General features: G+C 56.7%; 15 protein-coding genes. 14 read left to right on the top strand and 1 reads right to left on the bottom strand.

Translation table 11 applies throughout. The annotated features are described in order from the left end of the window. The first annotated feature begins 17 nt into the window (after positions 1-17). Positions 18-824, top strand: a complete 807-nt coding sequence (gene otsB / locus C2U54_RS19175; protein ID WP_103180099.1) for a trehalose-phosphatase — start codon at positions 18-20, stop codon at positions 822-824. Further along, positions 799-2,223: an alpha,alpha-trehalose-phosphate synthase gene (otsA, locus tag C2U54_RS19170; protein WP_103180098.1), complete on the top strand. Its 1,425-nt coding sequence runs from the start codon at positions 799-801 to the stop codon at positions 2,221-2,223. The genes otsB and otsA overlap by 26 nt, the downstream gene beginning before the upstream one ends. A 19-nt stretch (positions 2,224-2,242) precedes the next feature. On the opposite strand, the gene uspC is transcribed toward otsA, so the two are convergent. Then, a complete protein-coding gene (uspC, locus tag C2U54_RS19165; RefSeq protein ID WP_103180097.1) occupies positions 2,243-2,671 on the bottom strand; it encodes a universal stress protein UspC in 429 nt (142 codons plus the stop codon). Positions 2,672-3,462: 791 nt separating this feature from the next. On the opposite strand from uspC, the gene flhD reads away from it, so the two are divergent. From flhD to tar, 12 genes are all read left to right on the top strand, one after another. Then, positions 3,463-3,813: a flagellar transcriptional regulator FlhD gene (gene flhD / locus C2U54_RS19160; RefSeq protein ID WP_103180096.1), complete on the top strand. Its 351-nt coding sequence runs from the start codon at positions 3,463-3,465 to the stop codon at positions 3,811-3,813. Between the two features lie 2 nt (positions 3,814-3,815). Then, positions 3,816-4,394, top strand: a complete 579-nt coding sequence (gene flhC, locus C2U54_RS19155; RefSeq protein WP_103180095.1) for a flagellar transcriptional regulator FlhC — start codon at positions 3,816-3,818, stop codon at positions 4,392-4,394. Positions 4,395-4,515: 121 nt separating this feature from the next. Then, a complete protein-coding gene (motA, locus tag C2U54_RS19150) occupies positions 4,516-5,403 on the top strand; it encodes a flagellar motor stator protein MotA (RefSeq protein ID WP_103180094.1) in 888 nt (295 codons plus the stop codon). Further along, the gene (gene motB / locus C2U54_RS19145; RefSeq protein WP_103180093.1) at positions 5,400-6,329 is read left to right on the top strand and encodes a flagellar motor protein MotB; all 930 of its coding nucleotides are present in this window, start codon (positions 5,400-5,402) and stop codon (positions 6,327-6,329) included. The genes motA and motB overlap by 4 nt, the downstream gene beginning before the upstream one ends. Before the next feature lie 4 nt (positions 6,330-6,333). Continuing rightward, complete coding sequence (gene cheA / locus C2U54_RS19140; protein ID WP_103180092.1) at positions 6,334-8,361, top strand: chemotaxis protein CheA; 2,028 nt, start codon at positions 6,334-6,336, stop codon at positions 8,359-8,361. Positions 8,362-8,382: 21 nt separating this feature from the next. Beyond that, positions 8,383-8,886 carry a chemotaxis protein CheW gene (gene cheW, locus C2U54_RS19135; protein ID WP_032611989.1) on the top strand — a complete coding sequence of 168 codons (504 nt, stop codon included), beginning with the start codon at positions 8,383-8,385 and terminating at the stop codon, positions 8,884-8,886. 476 nt (positions 8,887-9,362) lie between these two features. After that, a complete protein-coding gene (locus C2U54_RS19130) occupies positions 9,363-9,932 on the top strand; it encodes a Csu type fimbrial protein (protein ID WP_103180091.1) in 570 nt (189 codons plus the stop codon). An 86-nt stretch (positions 9,933-10,018) separates the two neighbouring features. After that, on the top strand, positions 10,019-10,492 hold the full coding sequence (locus C2U54_RS19125) for a Csu type fimbrial protein (RefSeq protein ID WP_371816558.1): 474 nt from the start codon (positions 10,019-10,021) through the stop codon (positions 10,490-10,492). A 16-nt stretch (positions 10,493-10,508) separates the two neighbouring features. Then, positions 10,509-11,264 (top strand): fimbrial biogenesis chaperone, encoded by a 756-nt coding sequence (locus C2U54_RS19120; protein ID WP_103180089.1) that lies wholly within the window; start codon positions 10,509-10,511, stop codon positions 11,262-11,264. Next, positions 11,240-13,621: a fimbria/pilus outer membrane usher protein gene (locus C2U54_RS19115; RefSeq protein WP_103180088.1), complete on the top strand. Its 2,382-nt coding sequence runs from the start codon at positions 11,240-11,242 to the stop codon at positions 13,619-13,621. The genes C2U54_RS19120 and C2U54_RS19115 overlap by 25 nt, the downstream gene beginning before the upstream one ends. Then, positions 13,618-14,580, top strand: coding sequence for a Csu type fimbrial protein (locus C2U54_RS19110; protein WP_103180087.1), 963 nt, complete (start codon positions 13,618-13,620; stop codon positions 14,578-14,580). Before C2U54_RS19115 ends, C2U54_RS19110 begins: the two co-directional genes overlap by 4 nt. Before the next feature lie 83 nt (positions 14,581-14,663). Further along, positions 14,664-16,319 carry a methyl-accepting chemotaxis protein II gene (gene tar / locus C2U54_RS19105; RefSeq protein ID WP_103180086.1) on the top strand — a complete coding sequence of 552 codons (1,656 nt, stop codon included), beginning with the start codon at positions 14,664-14,666 and terminating at the stop codon, positions 16,317-16,319. Positions 16,320-16,322: the final 3 nt, after the last annotated feature.

Below are 16,322 nucleotides of genomic sequence, written 5' to 3'. Positions count from 1 at the left end.
CTGTAAGGAGGATCAGGGTGGCCGATACGTTAACTTCACCGCCTTTACTATCAGAAAACTTTGCGTACTTTTTCGACCTCGACGGGACCCTTGCTACCATCAAGCCACACCCCGATGAGGTAGTTGTTCCCGCAGAAGTATTACAGGCACTGAATCAGCTGGCACAGCTGAATGAGGGGGCACTGGCATTGATATCAGGGCGTTCAATGGCCGAGCTGGACCAGCTCGCCAGACCCTACCGTTTCCCGCTTGCCGGTGTACACGGGGCGGAGCGCCGCGACATCCATGGTCATTCGCAATCCGTTTCCCTTCCCCCGGATCTGATCCAGACGCTGCATGCGCAGCTTACAACGGCGCTTTTATATCTGCCTGGCACCGAACTTGAAGCCAAAGGGATGGCATTTGCAATCCACTACCGTCAGGCTCAGGAATATGAGAAGAATATTTTCGCCCTGGCGGAACAGATCGTGCACGACAATCCGCAGCTGTCACTCCAGCCTGGTAAATGCGTGGTCGAAATCAAACCGAGAGGGATCCACAAAGGCGAGGCTATCTCAGCCTTTATGCATGAAGCGCCTTTCCTCGGCAGAACGCCGGTTTTCTTTGGTGATGACCTCACCGATGAGCATGGCTTTGAAGTGGTGAATCAGCTTAAAGGGGTATCAGTGAAAGTCGGCGCAGGTGAGACCAAAGCCAGCTGGCGGCTGGCTACGGTACCTGATGTCTGGCAATGGGTAATTAAAGCCGCTAACCATCAACAAGAACAAGAAATAGCGCAAATTAACAGGAGAAAACCTTATGGGTCGCTTGATCGTAGTTTCTAATCGCATCGCTCCCCCGGATGATAAAAAAGCCAGCGCAGGTGGACTGGCTGTTGGGGTGCTGGGGGCGTTAAAAAATACGGGGGGGCTCTGGTTTGGCTGGAGTGGAGAGATTGGTAATGAGGACAAACCGCTAAAAAAGGTGACGCGCGGGAATATCACCTGGGCTTCATTTAATCTCAGTGAACAGAATTACGATGAGTATTACAGCCAGTTCTCCAACGCCGTGCTGTGGCCTGCGTTCCACTATCGCCTCGACCTGGTAAAGTTTAAGCGCGAGGCCTGGGAAGGGTACACGCGGGTCAATAGCCTGCTGGCCGATAAGCTGCTGCCGTTAGTCCAGCAGGACGACGTGCTATGGATCCACGATTATCATCTGCTGCCGTTTGCCGGCGAGCTGCGCAAGCGCGGCGTAAACAACCGGATTGGCTTCTTCCTGCATATTCCGTTCCCGACCCCGGAGATCTTCAACGCGCTGCCGCCGAGCGACGAGCTGCTTGAAGAGCTTTGTGATTACGACTTGCTGGGCTTCCAGACCGAAAATGACCGCCTGGCCTTCCTTGACAGCGTGGCCAGCAAAACGCGCCTGACGGCGCATGACGATGACTCGCACTCCGCCTGGGGCAAGCGCTTCCGCACTGAGGTCTATCCGATTGGTATTGAGCCGGACGAGATTATCGAGCAGGCCTCCGGGCCACTACCGCCTAAGCTGGCGCAGCTGAAAGAAGAGCTGAAGCACGTAAAAAACATCTTTTCCGTTGAGCGTCTCGATTACTCCAAAGGGCTGCCGGAACGCTTCCAGGCTTACGAGACCCTGCTGGAGAATTATCCTGAGCACCACGGTAAGATCCGCTATACCCAAATCGCACCGACCTCGCGCGGCGAGGTGCAGGCCTATCAGGACATCCGACATCAGCTTGAGAACGAAGCCGGTCGCATTAACGGCCGTTACGGCCAGTTGGGCTGGACGCCGCTGTTCTATCTCAACCAGCATTTTGAACGCAAGATCCTGATGAAGGTCTTCCGCTATGCCGATGTCGGCCTGGTCACGCCGCTGCGTGACGGGATGAACCTGGTGGCGAAGGAGTATGTCGCCGCGCAGGATCCGGCCGATCCGGGCGTGCTGGTGCTGTCGCAATTTGCGGGTGCTGCCAATGAGCTCACCTCGGCGCTGATCGTTAACCCGTACGATCGGGACGATGTGGCCAATGCTCTGCACCGTGCGCTGAATATGCCCCTCACGGAGCGTATTTCACGTCATGCCGACATGATGAAAGTGATCCGCGAAAATGACATAGACCGCTGGCAGGCGCGCTTCATTGAGGACCTGAACCAGATCACTCCCCGCAGCGTGGAGAGCAATCTGCAAAAAAAGGTCGCAACCTTTCCTAAATTAGCCTGATTATATTCCACTCGGCGTTTTATTCTGCGCCGAGTGGAATTAAAAGCACATCAACCTGACTGTTGCTGACGATTGTTTTAGCGGAACATGCTGCGCGTGAAAAAAAGCTGTGGTTGTGATTTCCGCATATCACCAGGTCTACCTTTTGCTTTTGACATATATCACTTATCTGCTCGCTTAATTCTCCTGTCGCGCACAAAGTTTGCGCGATGGGATATTCTGCGCGGGCAATGAGCTCGTCAAGAAATTGCCTGGTTTCCTCCTGAAGAACACCACGAATATCTTCCAGCATCGGTGCTGCCAGTTGATTATACATCTCTGGTTCGGCCATTAACGTGACCACCGTAATACGCGCCTGCGTTGGCCTGGCGATAGCAACCGCTTTGGCGATCAATTGATGACTTTCAGGAGAAACTGAAACAGAAACAAGGATATGGGAATAGCTCATTTTACCCACCTTCATTGTGTGGTTATTGCACATACTTCAGCATTAGCGCGAATGCTTTTTTTGCGCAATAGCCAAAGATGGCATTAGTGTGACAATTGTCATAATTATTCATTAATTATTCTTATGCAATGAATTGCAGGGGGACTGGACGAAAGGGCAAAAATCCGCTTCCTAAACGTAAATCATGCGCTTTGAGCCCGCTGTAATCGCAAAAAATCCACCTAAATGCTTCAACTAAAAATGATAACGCCAGGTAATAACTTTTGTCACTTTTTCATGTAAGCACTTGTTTTAAAACCATATTAACAAAGTGTCTCTGTGATAGATATGGACTGGTTTGTTGCCAGTTTACGCTATGACAACGACAGGCAATTAACATGCCCTCTTTGTTCATACTTCTGCATGAATATTCGCCCGGAAAGAATATATTCTGCGCTTAATCGCTCATAAAACAAACAAATTAGAAGGAGTGCTGATGGATTTTTGGGTAAAATTCACTTAAATTATGTGATCTGCGTCACATTTTTTTATAAATTTCAGGTGAAGCCACATTGTATGTGGTACATCGGACGGGTAAAGTTGCCGCGAATTAGGAAAAGTCTTAGTTAATTGTAAGAAGCGATAAATGTGTAAGAGACAGATTTTGTTTTTCTTAACGTGATTCATCGATACAAAACTTAATTCAACTATGCGTTTTAGCCTTTTCTTTTTTTTACCGGGGTTTTCCCGGCGACATCACGGGGTGCGGGTTGACCGCACAAGAAATTAAAGTGTTATTCGGGAAGGAATAAATGAACACATCCGAATTGCTAAAACACATCTATGACATCAACCTGTCATATTTATTACTTGCACAACGTTTGATTAGCCAGGATAAAGCCTCTGCAATGTTTCGTCTGGGTATTCAGGAAGAAATGGCCACCACGCTTGGCGGTTTAACGTTGCCGCAGATGGTGAAACTGGCCGAGACAAACCAACTGGTTTGCCAGTTCCGCTTTGATAATCACCAGACCGTCACGCAGCTGACGCAGGAATCCCGCGTGGATGATCTGCAACAGGTTCACACCGGTATTCTGCTTTCTACCCGTTTGCTTAACGAAATCAGCCAGCCTGATGACGTAGCCCGTAAGAAAAGGGCCTAAAAATGAGTGAGAAGAGCATTGTTCAGGAAGCGCGTGATATTCAACTGGCCATGGAACTGATTACGCTAGGTGCTCGTTTGCAAATGCTGGAAAGCGAAACCCAGCTGAGCCGTGGCCGTCTTATCAAGTTGTATAAAGAATTACGTGGCAGCCCACCCCCAAAAGGGATGCTGCCATTCTCTACCGACTGGTTTATGACCTGGGAGCAGAATATTCATGCTTCCATGTTCTGTAATGCCTGGCAGTACCTGCTCAAGACCGGCTTATGCAGCGGCGTTGATGCGGTCATTAAAGCGTACAAACTTTACCTCGAGCAGTGCCCGCAGCCTGAAGAAGGCCCTTTGCTGGCCCTGACCCGCGCATGGACATTGGTGCGTTTTGTTGAGAGCGGATTGCTGGAACTCTCCCGCTGCAACTGCTGCAGCGGCAACTTTATCACCCATGCACATCAGCCCGCGGGCAGCTTCGCCTGCAGTTTGTGCCAACCACCGTCTCGTGCGGTAAAAAGACGTAAACTTTCCCGGGATGCTGCCGATAGTAATCCACAACTGCTGGATGAACAGATCGAACAGGCTGTTTAACCCGAACGTGTGGGCAAGGATCCAGCAGCGGTAGAGATTACCGCTGCTTTTTTTTGCCCCGCAGAAGGATAAACCCCGACCTGCGCATCCTGGCTACAGTCACTAGCGGAAGGATGATGTCGTGCTTATCGTATTAGGTTACCTGGTAGTTCTCGGTACAGTTTTCGGCGGTTACATGATGACCGGCGGGCACCTTGGGGCACTCTATCAACCGGCCGAACTGATTATTATCGGTGGTGCAGGGGTGGGGGCGTTTATCGTTGGCAACAACGGCAAGGCGATCAAGGGAACGTTAAAAGCGTTGCCGTTACTGTTCCGTCGTTCGAAATACACCAAAAGTATGTATATGGACCTTCTGGCGCTGCTCTATCGCCTGATGGCCAAGTCGCGTCAACAGGGGATGTTCTCCCTGGAGCGCGATATTGAGAATCCGAAAGAGAGCGAGATCTTTGCCAGCTACCCGCGCATTATCGCCGATAAGATGATGCTTGAGTTTATCGTCGACTATCTGCGTCTGATCATCAGCGGCAACATGAACACCTTCGAAATCGAAGCGTTGATGGATGAAGAGATTGAGACGCATGAAAGCGAAGCTGAAGTCCCGGCCAACAGCCTGGCGATGGTGGGTGACTCCCTGCCTGCGTTCGGTATCGTTGCGGCGGTCATGGGGGTCGTTCACGCCCTGGCCTCGGCGGATCGTCCGGCGGCTGAACTGGGCGCCTTGATCGCGCACGCCATGGTGGGAACCTTCCTCGGCATCCTGCTGGCGTACGGATTTATCTCTCCGCTGGCGACCGTATTGCGTCAGAAGAGCGCTGAAACCACCAAAATGATGCAGTGCGTCAAAATAACGCTGCTCTCGAATCTTAACGGTTATGCCCCGCCGATCGCGGTAGAGTTTGGCCGTAAAACCCTGTACTCCAGCGAGCGTCCGTCGTTTATTGAGCTTGAAGAGCACGTGCGCGCTGTGAAGAACCCAAACCAGCAGACGAGCACTGAGGACGCATGAAAAACCAGTCCCATCCCATCGTCATAGTCAAAAAGCGCAAGCATAAAGGGCATGGAGGCCATCATGGTGGCTCGTGGAAAATCGCCTACGCCGATTTCATGACCGCGATGATGGCGTTTTTCCTGGTGATGTGGCTGATCTCTATCTCCAGCCCGAAAGAGCTGATTCAGATCGCAGAGTATTTCCGTACCCCGCTGGCAACGGCGGTGTCGGGGGGGCCGCGTATCTCCAACAGCGACAGCCCGATCCCGGGCGGTGGAGATGACTACACGCAAAAGCAGGGTGAGGTGAAGCGCGAGCCGAACATCGACGAGCTGAAAAGACGCATGGAGCAGAGCCGCCTGAAAAAACTGCGCGGCGATCTGGATCAGCTGATCGAAGCGGATCCGAAGCTGCGCGCCCTGCGTCCGCACCTGAAGATCGATCTCGTTCAGGAGGGGCTGCGCATTCAGATTATCGACAGCCAGAACCGTCCCATGTTTAAAACCGGCAGCGCCGATGTGGAGCCCTATATGCGCGACATCCTGCGCGCCATTGCGCCAGTGCTGAACGGGATCCCTAACCGAATCAGTCTTTCCGGTCACACCGATGACTTCCCTTACGCCGGTGGCGAAAAAGGGTACAGCAACTGGGAGCTCTCGGCAGATCGTGCAAACGCATCCCGTCGTGAGCTGGTGATCGGCGGGCTGGACGATGGCAAAGTGCTGCGCGTCGTCGGCATGGCCGCTACCATGCGCGTGACCGACCGCGGCCCGGACGACGCCATCAACCGCCGTATTAGTCTCTTAGTGCTCAACAAACAGGCAGAGCAGGCCATCCTGCACGAAAATGCCGAAAGTCAGAATGAGTCACTGGATGATTTAAAACAGCCAGGCCCTGCGCCTTCGGCTGCCGTTCCAACATCGCCACCAGCCAATCCGAGGTGATAGCGTGAGCATGGATATTAGCGATTTTTACCAGACGTTTTTTGATGAAGCCGACGAGTTGTTGGCGGATATGGAGCAACACCTGCTGGATCTGGTGCCCGAGGCGCCGGATTCAGAGCAGCTCAATGCCATATTTCGCGCAGCTCACTCCATTAAAGGAGGCGCCGGTACGTTTGGCTTTACCATTTTGCAGGAAACCACTCATCTGATGGAGAACCTGCTCGATGAGGCCCGACGCGGTGAGATGCAGCTCAATACCGACATTATTAACCTGTTTTTGGAAACGAAAGACATTATGCAGGAACAGCTCGATGCCTATAAAAGCTCGGAAGAGCCGGACGCTGCCAGCTTTGAATATATCTGCAACGCGCTGCGTCAGTTAGCGCTGGAAGCCAAAGGCGAGACGGCAGCCGTTGCCGTCAGCCCGGCAAAACTGAGCGTTGTTGAGCCCGCTCCGGCGGCCGCGCCTGCCGCTGACAACCGTCTGCGCGTGGTGCTGTCCGGCCTGAAAGAGAGCGAAGTTAACCTTCTGGAAGAAGAGCTGAGCAATCTCGCCACCCTGAGCAACGTGGTGAAGGGCAAGGACACGCTGGCAGCTAACCTTGATGGCGGCATCAGCAAAGATGACGTGATCGCCGTGCTCTGTTTTGTCATTGAACCTGAGCAGATTGACTTTGAGGCCGTGACCGATGCACCGGCTGCAGAAACGGCGGAAGTGGCCGAAGTCGCGGCTGCACCGGCGGTACCGGCCGTGGCACCTGCCGCGCCTGCGCTGAAAGCCGTTCCGGGCGAATCCGCTGCGCCAAACCGCGGCGAGCGTGAAAAACCGGCCGCCCGCTCCAGCGAATCGACCAGTATTCGTGTCGCTGTGGAAAAAGTGGATCAGCTGATTAACCTGGTGGGCGAACTGGTGATCACCCAGTCGATGCTGGCCCAGCGCTCCAACGAGCTGGACCCGGTCAACCATGGCGATCTCATCACCAGCATGGGCCAGTTACAACGTAACGCCCGCGATCTGCAGGAATCGGTGATGTCCATCCGTATGATGCCGATGGAATACGTCTTCAGCCGCTTCCCGCGTCTGGTGCGCGACCTGGCGGGCAAGCTCAATAAGCAAATCGAACTGACGCTGATGGGCAGCTCCACCGAGCTGGATAAGAGCCTTATTGAGCGCATTATCGACCCGTTAACGCACCTGGTGCGTAACAGCCTTGACCACGGGATCGAACTGCCGGAAAACCGTGTTGCCGCAGGGAAATCCCCGGTGGGTAACCTGATTTTGTCTGCGGAACACCAGGGCGGGAACATCTGCATCGAAGTGACCGATGACGGCGCAGGCCTGAATCGCGAGCGTATCCTGGCGAAAGCGATGTCGCAGGGGATGGCGGTCAGCGAAAACATGACCGACGAAGAGGTGGGTATGCTGATCTTCGCCCCAGGCTTCTCCACCGCGGAGCAGGTGACAGACGTCTCCGGGCGCGGCGTGGGTATGGACGTGGTGAAACGCAACATCCAGGAGATGGGCGGCCACGTTGAGATCAAGTCGAAGCAGGGCTCAGGCACCACTATCCGCATTCTGCTGCCGCTGACGCTGGCGATCCTCGACGGCATGTCGGTCAAAGTGGCGGACGAAGTGTTCATCCTGCCGCTGAACGCGGTGATGGAATCGCTGCAGCCGCGTGAAGAAGATCTGCACCCGCTGGCAGGCGGTGAGCGCGTGCTGGAAGTGCGTGGCGAATACCTGCCGCTGGTGGAACTGTGGAAAGTGTTCGACGTGGACGGCGCCAAAACCGAAGCCACGCAGGGGATTGTGGTTATTCTGCAAAGCGCAGGCCGCCGTTACGCTCTGCTGGTCGATCAGCTGATTGGTCAGCATCAGGTGGTGGTGAAGAACCTCGAGAGCAACTACCGCAAAGTACCTGGCATTTCAGCCGCCACCATCCTCGGCGATGGCAGCGTGGCGCTGATCGTCGATGTTTCGGCGCTTCAGGGATTAAATCGTGAACAACGTATGGCGCACACAGCCGCCTGATTCAGTTAAGAAGGTAAAAAAATGACCGGTATGAGTAATGTAACCAAGCTGGCCGGCGAGCCATCAGGGCAGGAATTCCTGGTTTTCACCTTAGGTGACGAAGAGTACGGTATCGATATTCTGAAGGTGCAGGAGATCCGTGGCTATGATCAGGTGACCCGCATCGCCAACACGCCAGATTTCATTAAAGGCGTGACCAACCTGCGTGGCGTTATCGTGCCAATCGTCGACCTGCGCGTGAAGTTCAGCCAGGGCGATGTCGAGTATGATGACAATACGGTCGTGATCGTGCTCAATCTGGGCCAGCGCGTGGTCGGGATTGTGGTTGATGGGGTTTCCGATGTCCTTTCCCTGACCGCCGAGCAGATCCGCCCGGCGCCGGAATTCGCGGTTACGCTGTCCACCGAATACCTGACCGGTCTGGGGGCGCTCGGTGACCGTATGCTGATTCTGGTGAATATCGAGAAGCTGCTGAACAGTGATGAGATGGCGCTGCTGGACGTGGCGGCAAGCCACGTAGCCTGACGCCATCACCGCTGCGGCGGCCAGGACAACACTTCAAGGGGACCATGCTGGTCCCCTTATTTATTTCTCCCGTTATGTACCGACCTGTTCTTATTTCTGCCCGTTATTTATTCAAATTGTGAATATATTCATCACCCGAATTCAGGTAATCGTGTCTCTGGCTTAACTCTTATTTAACCGCTATTAAAATAACCAATGAAAACAAGAAGATATATTGTGATCTGTATCACATTATTCCTATTTTTTATCTCGCCTGGCTTCGATATTCAGGTGTTTTAAAAATTTATCCTGTTGTTATTAAAAGATAATTTTTGTCAATACGCCGTTTGTCTTAGCCGTCTGGCTAAAGTGGTTGTTCGCGGTGCCTTAATCTAAATTGATTTTAACCACCTATTAACAATAGTAATGGGTGCTAACAATTTGAGCGTTATCAAAAATAGAGGATAACGACGGCGACATTTTCTGGAGGGTGGAAAATGAACAGAAAAATTTTGGTGTTATTGGCGGGATCGGCCCTGGCGATGGCGGCAGTTCCGGCACAGGCGGTAACCAGCAGCGGGACCATCGGCGCAACCCTGACCTTGACCAACGGCTGCCTGATCAACGGATCGCCAAACCAGAACGGCATTAACTTCGGTACCCTCGATTTCGGTACCCATCCGGCAACCTTCTCCACGCTCACCACCCAGCTCACCGGAGCCAATGGGGGCAATACCTTTACCATCCAGTGCACCACCGACAGCTACACGGTCGCCATTACCGGCAATACCAATTCCACCGCGCCGGGAACGGTTGTGGGTACGCCCGGCACGCCAGCGCGCTATCTGGTCAACACCGCGAATACCGCTCAGGGTGTGGCATATAGCCTGTTCAGCGACAGCAGCTTTAACAACGTGATCGCCAATAACGCGCCGATCCCGGTGGCCTCTACCGCAGGCGGGGTTAATAGCTACACGCTCTATGGCCGTATTACCGGCGGCGGCAACAGCGTCACCGTGGTCCCTGGCACCTACACCGACACCATAAACGTCAGCGTCACTTACTAGCCGCGCGATTGATGAAGCGCATGACCATATCACTCCTGTCGTGGAGTGAGGGGAGGCTGCATGCCATTTTTTGCCTGGTCGCCCTGATGCTGACGACGACCAGTGCCCGGGCGGTGACCAGCCAGTCGTTTCAGGTGAATGCCACCATTACTCCCGGCTGCTCGGTGATTTCCGGCACCGGCGGAGTCCTGGGGGCGCTCAATTTTGGCAGCTACAGCGGGGTGCAGAGCGGTCAGGTCAGCACCAGCTTTGTGCCTAATGGTTCGCTGAGTATCGCCTGCACGCCGGGGGTGGCGCTGAGCATGAGCATCGATGGCGGACAGTATTACGCCTCGGTGCGCAATATGCAGCGCGCCGGCGGCACCCAACGGGTCGCCTACCGGCTCTACAGCAGCAGTTCGCTGGGGGCAAACAGCGAAATCGGCGTTAACCAGGCCATACCCGTAACTTATACCAATAGCAATAACATCGCCCTGCCGCTGTTTGGCGTGGCGCTTCTGACGGGCTTTAGCCCGGCCGGGAACTATTCAGATCAACTCACCGTGACCTTGTCCTGGTGATACAGGGAGAACGACCATGAAGGCATTTGCAAGCGGCCCGCTGGCGCTGCTGGTGGCGCTGGGGATAACGGCGCACGCCGCCCAAGGCGCGGCATCCATTCTGCTGTGGCCCATCGATCCCTGGCTATCGGCCGATACCAAAGCGACCGAGCTGTGGGTGCAGAACCAGGGCAACAGCGCCACCACCATGCAGGTGCGCATTGTGCGCTGGCGCCAGGAGAGCGGCCTTGAACGCTACACCGCCCAGCAGGAGGTGGTAGCCAGCCCGCCGATTGTCACTATTGCCAAAGGCAGCAAGCAGCTTATTCGCCTGATTAAACAGGGCGGGGTGCCGATGGGGATTGAGCAGGCCTACCGCATCATCGTCGACGAAATTCCCCAGCCTCAGGACAACGCCACGCCGCAGATCGGCCTTAAGCTGCAGATGCGCTACTCCATTCCGCTGTTTGTTTACGGCCAGGGGATCGAAACCATCAAAGAGGGGGAACATCATGCCCTTGCCGAGCCGCGCAACCTGAGCTGGCGGGTTATCCGCGAAAACGGCCAGCCCGCGCTGCAGGTACGTAACCGGGGTGATGTCCACGTTCGGCTCAGTCAGGTCTCCCTGACTCAGGGCGGACAGAAAAGGACCATGGCGGACGGTCTGCTGGGGTATGTTCTGCCGGGCAGTGAACGCAGCTGGCCTCTCCCCTCAGGCATCACCCAGCCGGGCCAGATGAGTGCGCAAATTAATGCCAGGGATACCGAATGGCAGTCGGCCCCCGTCAACTGAAACCCACGATGATGATCCTGCTTTGCGTCTCCACGGCAGGCTGGGCCAACACCGGCGACGATGCGCTACCGCCGCCGCCCGCGCCCCAGTCCCTGAACGACGAAGCGGTCTTTCAGCTGGCGCTGATCGTCAACCACTACGATACCGGGCTGGTGGTGCCTGTCACCCGGCGCAACGGCGATTATCTGGTCTCCAGCGCTGACCTGCTGCGCGCAGGCCTGCCGCCGGAAAATGTCCCGCCGGGGGAGGTCAATCTGACGACCCTCGCCGGCGTGCGCAGCGAGTATGACAGCGCCGGGCAGCGCCTGCTGTTGAGCGTGCCCCGGGAGTGGATCTCCGCCCGGGTCACCCCTTTTGGCGGCGAGCTGACCCAGAGCACTCCCCACTACGGCAGAGGGGCGCTGCTCAACTATGACTTCTATACCAGCAAGACCGATCATGCGGGCGGGCAAGCCTCGCTCTGGCATGAGTTCCGCTACTTTGACGAGCGGGGTTCTCTCTCCTCCACCGGCTTTGTGCGCAAAAACTTCTCCGGCGGCGGCATGCAGGAGGGATACGTGCGTTACGACACCACGCTGCTGGTCACCAATGAAGATAATGCCACCACCTGGACCGCCGGGGATGTCATCAGCGATGCCGTCAGCTGGAGCAGCAGCGTGCGCATGGGGGGCATCAGCTATGGCCGCGACTTTTCCCTCCGCCCGGATCTGGTCACCTGGCCGCTGCCGGAGTTCTCCGGGGAAGCGGCGGTGCCCACCTCGGTAGACCTGTTCGTTAACGGCTATCGCGCCGGCTCCACCCGCCTGCAGCCGGGGCCGTTCACCCTCACCAATCTGCCCTATATCAACGGCGCCGGAGATGCGGTGCTGGTCACCACCGATGCGTTGGGCCGCCAGGTGAGCACCACGCTGCCGTTTTACGTCACCAGCGAACTGCTGAAGGCGGGGCTGAGCGACGGGGCGGTGACCCTCGGCAGCCTGCGCCGCAACTACGGTATTGAAAGCTTTGATTACGGCCCGGCGGCGGGGAGCGGCTCTTACCGCTATGGGCTGACCGACTGGCTGACCCTCGAAGGACATGGCGAAGGGGCCGAAGAGCTGGCGCTGGGCGGTGTGGGCACGGTGGTAAAAATGGGGCGTTTCGGCGTGGTCAATACCGCATATACCCGCAGCCGGATGTATGGTGAAGAGGGGGGGCAGGTTAACTGGGGCTACCAGTACAGCACCAGCGAATTCAGCATCGCTACCCAGCACAGCCGCCGGGATCGCGGCTTTGGCAACCTGGCCCTCTACGACCAGCCGACGGTATACGACGAATTCAACCAGCCCATCGCCAGCCTTAGCCGCAATACGGACCAGTACTCCCTGAGCCTTAATCTGGGTGATTATGGCAATATCGGCGCCGCCTGGATTGGGGTGGAGAGTTTCGACAGCGAGAAAACCGAGCTGCTCAACCTCTCCTGGAGCCGCAACCTGTGGCGCAGCAGCAGTATCTATCTTGCCGCCAGCCGGGACCAGCAGCGGGGCGACTGGACGGTCGCCCTGTCGCTGCAAATTCCGCTCGGCGAACGCGACAGCGCCGCCGTCACCCTGGAAAACACCCCGGACGCGGGCAGCACCCAGCGCATTAACTACAACCACGCCATGCCCACCGACGGCGGCTTTAGCTGGAACATGGCCCTGGCGAACCAGTCCCGATCCCGCAGCTACCAGCAGGCCTCGCTGGGCTGGCGTAACAACAATATTGAAGTGCAGGGCGGCACCTACGGCGAGCGCGACATGATGACCTGGTGGGGCGAGGCGCTGGGCTCGCTGGTGCTGATGGACGGCGAACTCTTTGCCGCCAATAAGATCAACGACGCCTTCGTGGTCATCAGCACCGACGGCAAGCCCGACGTGCCGGTAAGCTACGAAAACCAGCCGGTGGGAAAAACCAACCAAAATGGCTACCTGCTGGTGAGCGGCGTATCCGCCTACTATCCGGCGAGCTACAGCATCAACACCCTGAACCTGCCCGCCGATACCCGGCTAAAAGAGACCGAGCGGCGGGTGGCGCTGCGCCGCAACAGCGGGTATCTGGTGGATTTCCCGATGGAGGAGGAGCGGGTGGCCAGCGTGATCCTGCACGACGGCGAGGGCCAGGATATTCCGCTCGGCAGCCAGGTGCGACGCGCCTCACGCGCCCCGGCCACCGTGGGCTATGATGGCATCGCCTGGCTGGAGAACCTGAATGACGTTAACCCACTGGAGGTGCGCACCCCGGAGGGCAAATATTGCCAGGTGACCCTGACCCTTGCCCCTAACCCGGACCATAAGCTGCAAACTTACGGCCCGCTGACCTGCAGGCTGGCACCATGAGGCGCCTGCTGCTGTTACTGCTGCTGTTGGTCTCCGGTACCGGCTGGGGGGCCTGTACCGTCAGTACCGTCAACGCCAGCTTTGGCAGCGTGACCTCTTTCGCCCTGAGTGGGGGCAACGAGGTACAGACCACCGGCACCCTGGTGGTAAGCTGCGATGCGGTGCTAAACCTGCTGACCAACGACTCCATTACCCTCAACTACACCGGCGCCACCGTCAGCGCCGCCAGCCGCGCCACCCTGAAACGCACCGATAACGCCACCATCACCGATGTTATTCCCACCCGACTGTGCGGTGCGTCGGGCTGCACCGGCACCAGCGAAGTGCAGATCGCCCGCTCCTACACCTGGAGCGGTAGCACGCTGCTGGGGCTGCTGGGTTCCAGGCAGTACAATATTCCGCTCTATTTCCGCACCGTCGCCGGGCAGAACGTCAGCGCCGGGCCCTATCAGGTGACGCTTAACTTCAGCGTTAATTACAACGTCTGCCAGGTAGGGGCCGTGGGGCTCTGCCTGACCCCCCAGACCGGTACGGCGGTGACCAGCATCACCCTCAATATGAACGTCACCAATGATTGCAGCGCCATGACCACTCCGAACATCAACTTTAACAGCGCGCCGCTGGTACAGAATTTCCCTACCATCTCCCAGTCCATCGCCGTCACCTGCACCAAGGGCAGCGCCTATACCATCGGCATCAATAACGGCCTCAACGCCCTGAATAATGTCCGGCGCATGGCCAGCGGCAACAACCGCATGAGCTATGAGATCTATAAAGAGGCCACCGCCAACCGCTGGGGCGTAAGCGGCACCGAGCGCTGGTCGAGCGGAGCCTCATCCCAGGTGAGTACCGACGGCCTGCTGCGCACCTATAACTACACTGCCCGCATCCTCCCCAACCAGACCACGCCCCCTGCCGGCAACTACAGCGATACCCTCGTGGTAGACGTCGCGTTCTGAACCGCGCTTTTCCCTTTCGCAAATGTAAAGTTCCTCTCAGTTGTGCCGATAACACCGAGAACAAAACAATGAGAAGGTGTTGTATGTTGAACCGTATGCGCGTTGTGACAATGCTGATGTTGGTGCTGGCTGTCTTCGCTCTGCTGCAGCTCGTTTCCGGCAGTCTCTTTTTCTCTTCCATTAAAGCCAACCAGGACAGTTTCGCGGTTTCTAACGCGTTCCGGGTTCAACAAAGTGAAATCACCTCCACCTGGGATTACCTGCTGCAAACGCGCATCAACCTGAGCCGCGCCTCCGCACGTATGGTGACCGATCCCGCTAAGCCGCAAACGGAACTGATGAACAGCGCCCGCACTACGCTGGCGGAAGCGGATAAACACTTCAAAGCTTACAGCGCCATCCCTCCACAGCCTTCGATGGAGCAGGTGAGCCAGACCATCAATGAGGCATACCGGGACTATGCAGCGGCGCTCACTGAACTGATCCAGTTCCTTGATAACGGCAACATGGAGGCCTATTTCGCCCAGGCAACCCAGTCAAAACAGAACGCGCTGGGGACCGCTCTGCGGGATTACGTTTCCGCGTCCGACGCGCGTAACCAGGCGGCGTTTAATGCCAGCGTGAAGGATTACACCTTCGCCAAATGGCAGATGGGGATCCTGGCCCTGGCGCTGGCGATCGTACTGGTGGGGGTCTGGTACGGCATTCGCCATACCCTGCTTAACCCGTTAAACCGTGTCATCGACCATATCCGTCACATTGCCAGCGGCGATCTGACCCAGTCCCTGACCATCACCGGGCGCAGCGAAATCACCCAGCTGGCCATCAGCGTTGACCACATGCAGCGCTCGCTGAGCGAGACGGTGGCGAACGTGCGTCAGGGCTCGGAGGCCATCTACACCGGCACCAGCGAAATCGCAATGGGTAACAACGACCTCTCCTCCCGTACCGAGCAACAGGCGTCGGCGCTGGAAGAGACCGCGGCCAGCATGGAGCAGCTCACCGCCACCGTGAAACAGAATGCGGATAACGCCCGCCAGGCCTCACAGCTGGCGAACAGCGCCTCTGAAACCGCACAGCGCGGCGGCAAGGTGGTGGATGGCGTGGTGAAAACCATGCACGACATCGCCGGGAGCTCGAAGAAGATCGCCGACATTATCAGCGTGATCGACGGTATCGCCTTCCAGACCAATATCCTGGCGCTGAACGCCGCGGTAGAAGCGGCGCGTGCCGGTGAGCAGGGGCGCGGCTTTGCGGTGGTCGCCGGTGAAGTGCGTAACCTTGCCAGCCGCAGCGCCAACGCGGCGAAAGAGATCAAAGCTCTGATTGAAGACTCTGTCGCGCGCGTCGACACCGGCTCAGTGCTGGTGGAGAGCGCGGGCGAAACCATGAATGACATCGTGAATGCCGTTACCCGCGTCACGGACATTATGGGGGAAATTGCCTCCGCTTCCGATGAGCAGAGCCGTGGTATCGACCAGGTGGCCCTGGCGGTATCGGAAATGGATCGCGTCACACAACAAAACGCCTCGCTGGTTCAGGAGTCCGCAGCCGCTGCGGCGCAACTGGAAGAGCAGGCGAGCCGTCTGAAGATGGCCGTCTCGGCGTTTCGTCTTAACTCTGGACCTGCAAGCACGGTTTCATCGCGCGTCAGCCCGCAACCGGCCGCGCCGGTTAACGCACCGGCTTACGTACGCGCAGTGGCAACCGGGAAAGATGAGAATTGGGAAACATTTTGATTG

Origin of the sequence: Leclercia sp. LSNIH1 (assembly GCF_002902985.1) — a bacterium.
Lineage (GTDB): Bacteria > Pseudomonadota > Gammaproteobacteria > Enterobacterales > Enterobacteriaceae > Enterobacter.
This window is presented reverse-complemented; position numbering and strand designations above follow the sequence as displayed.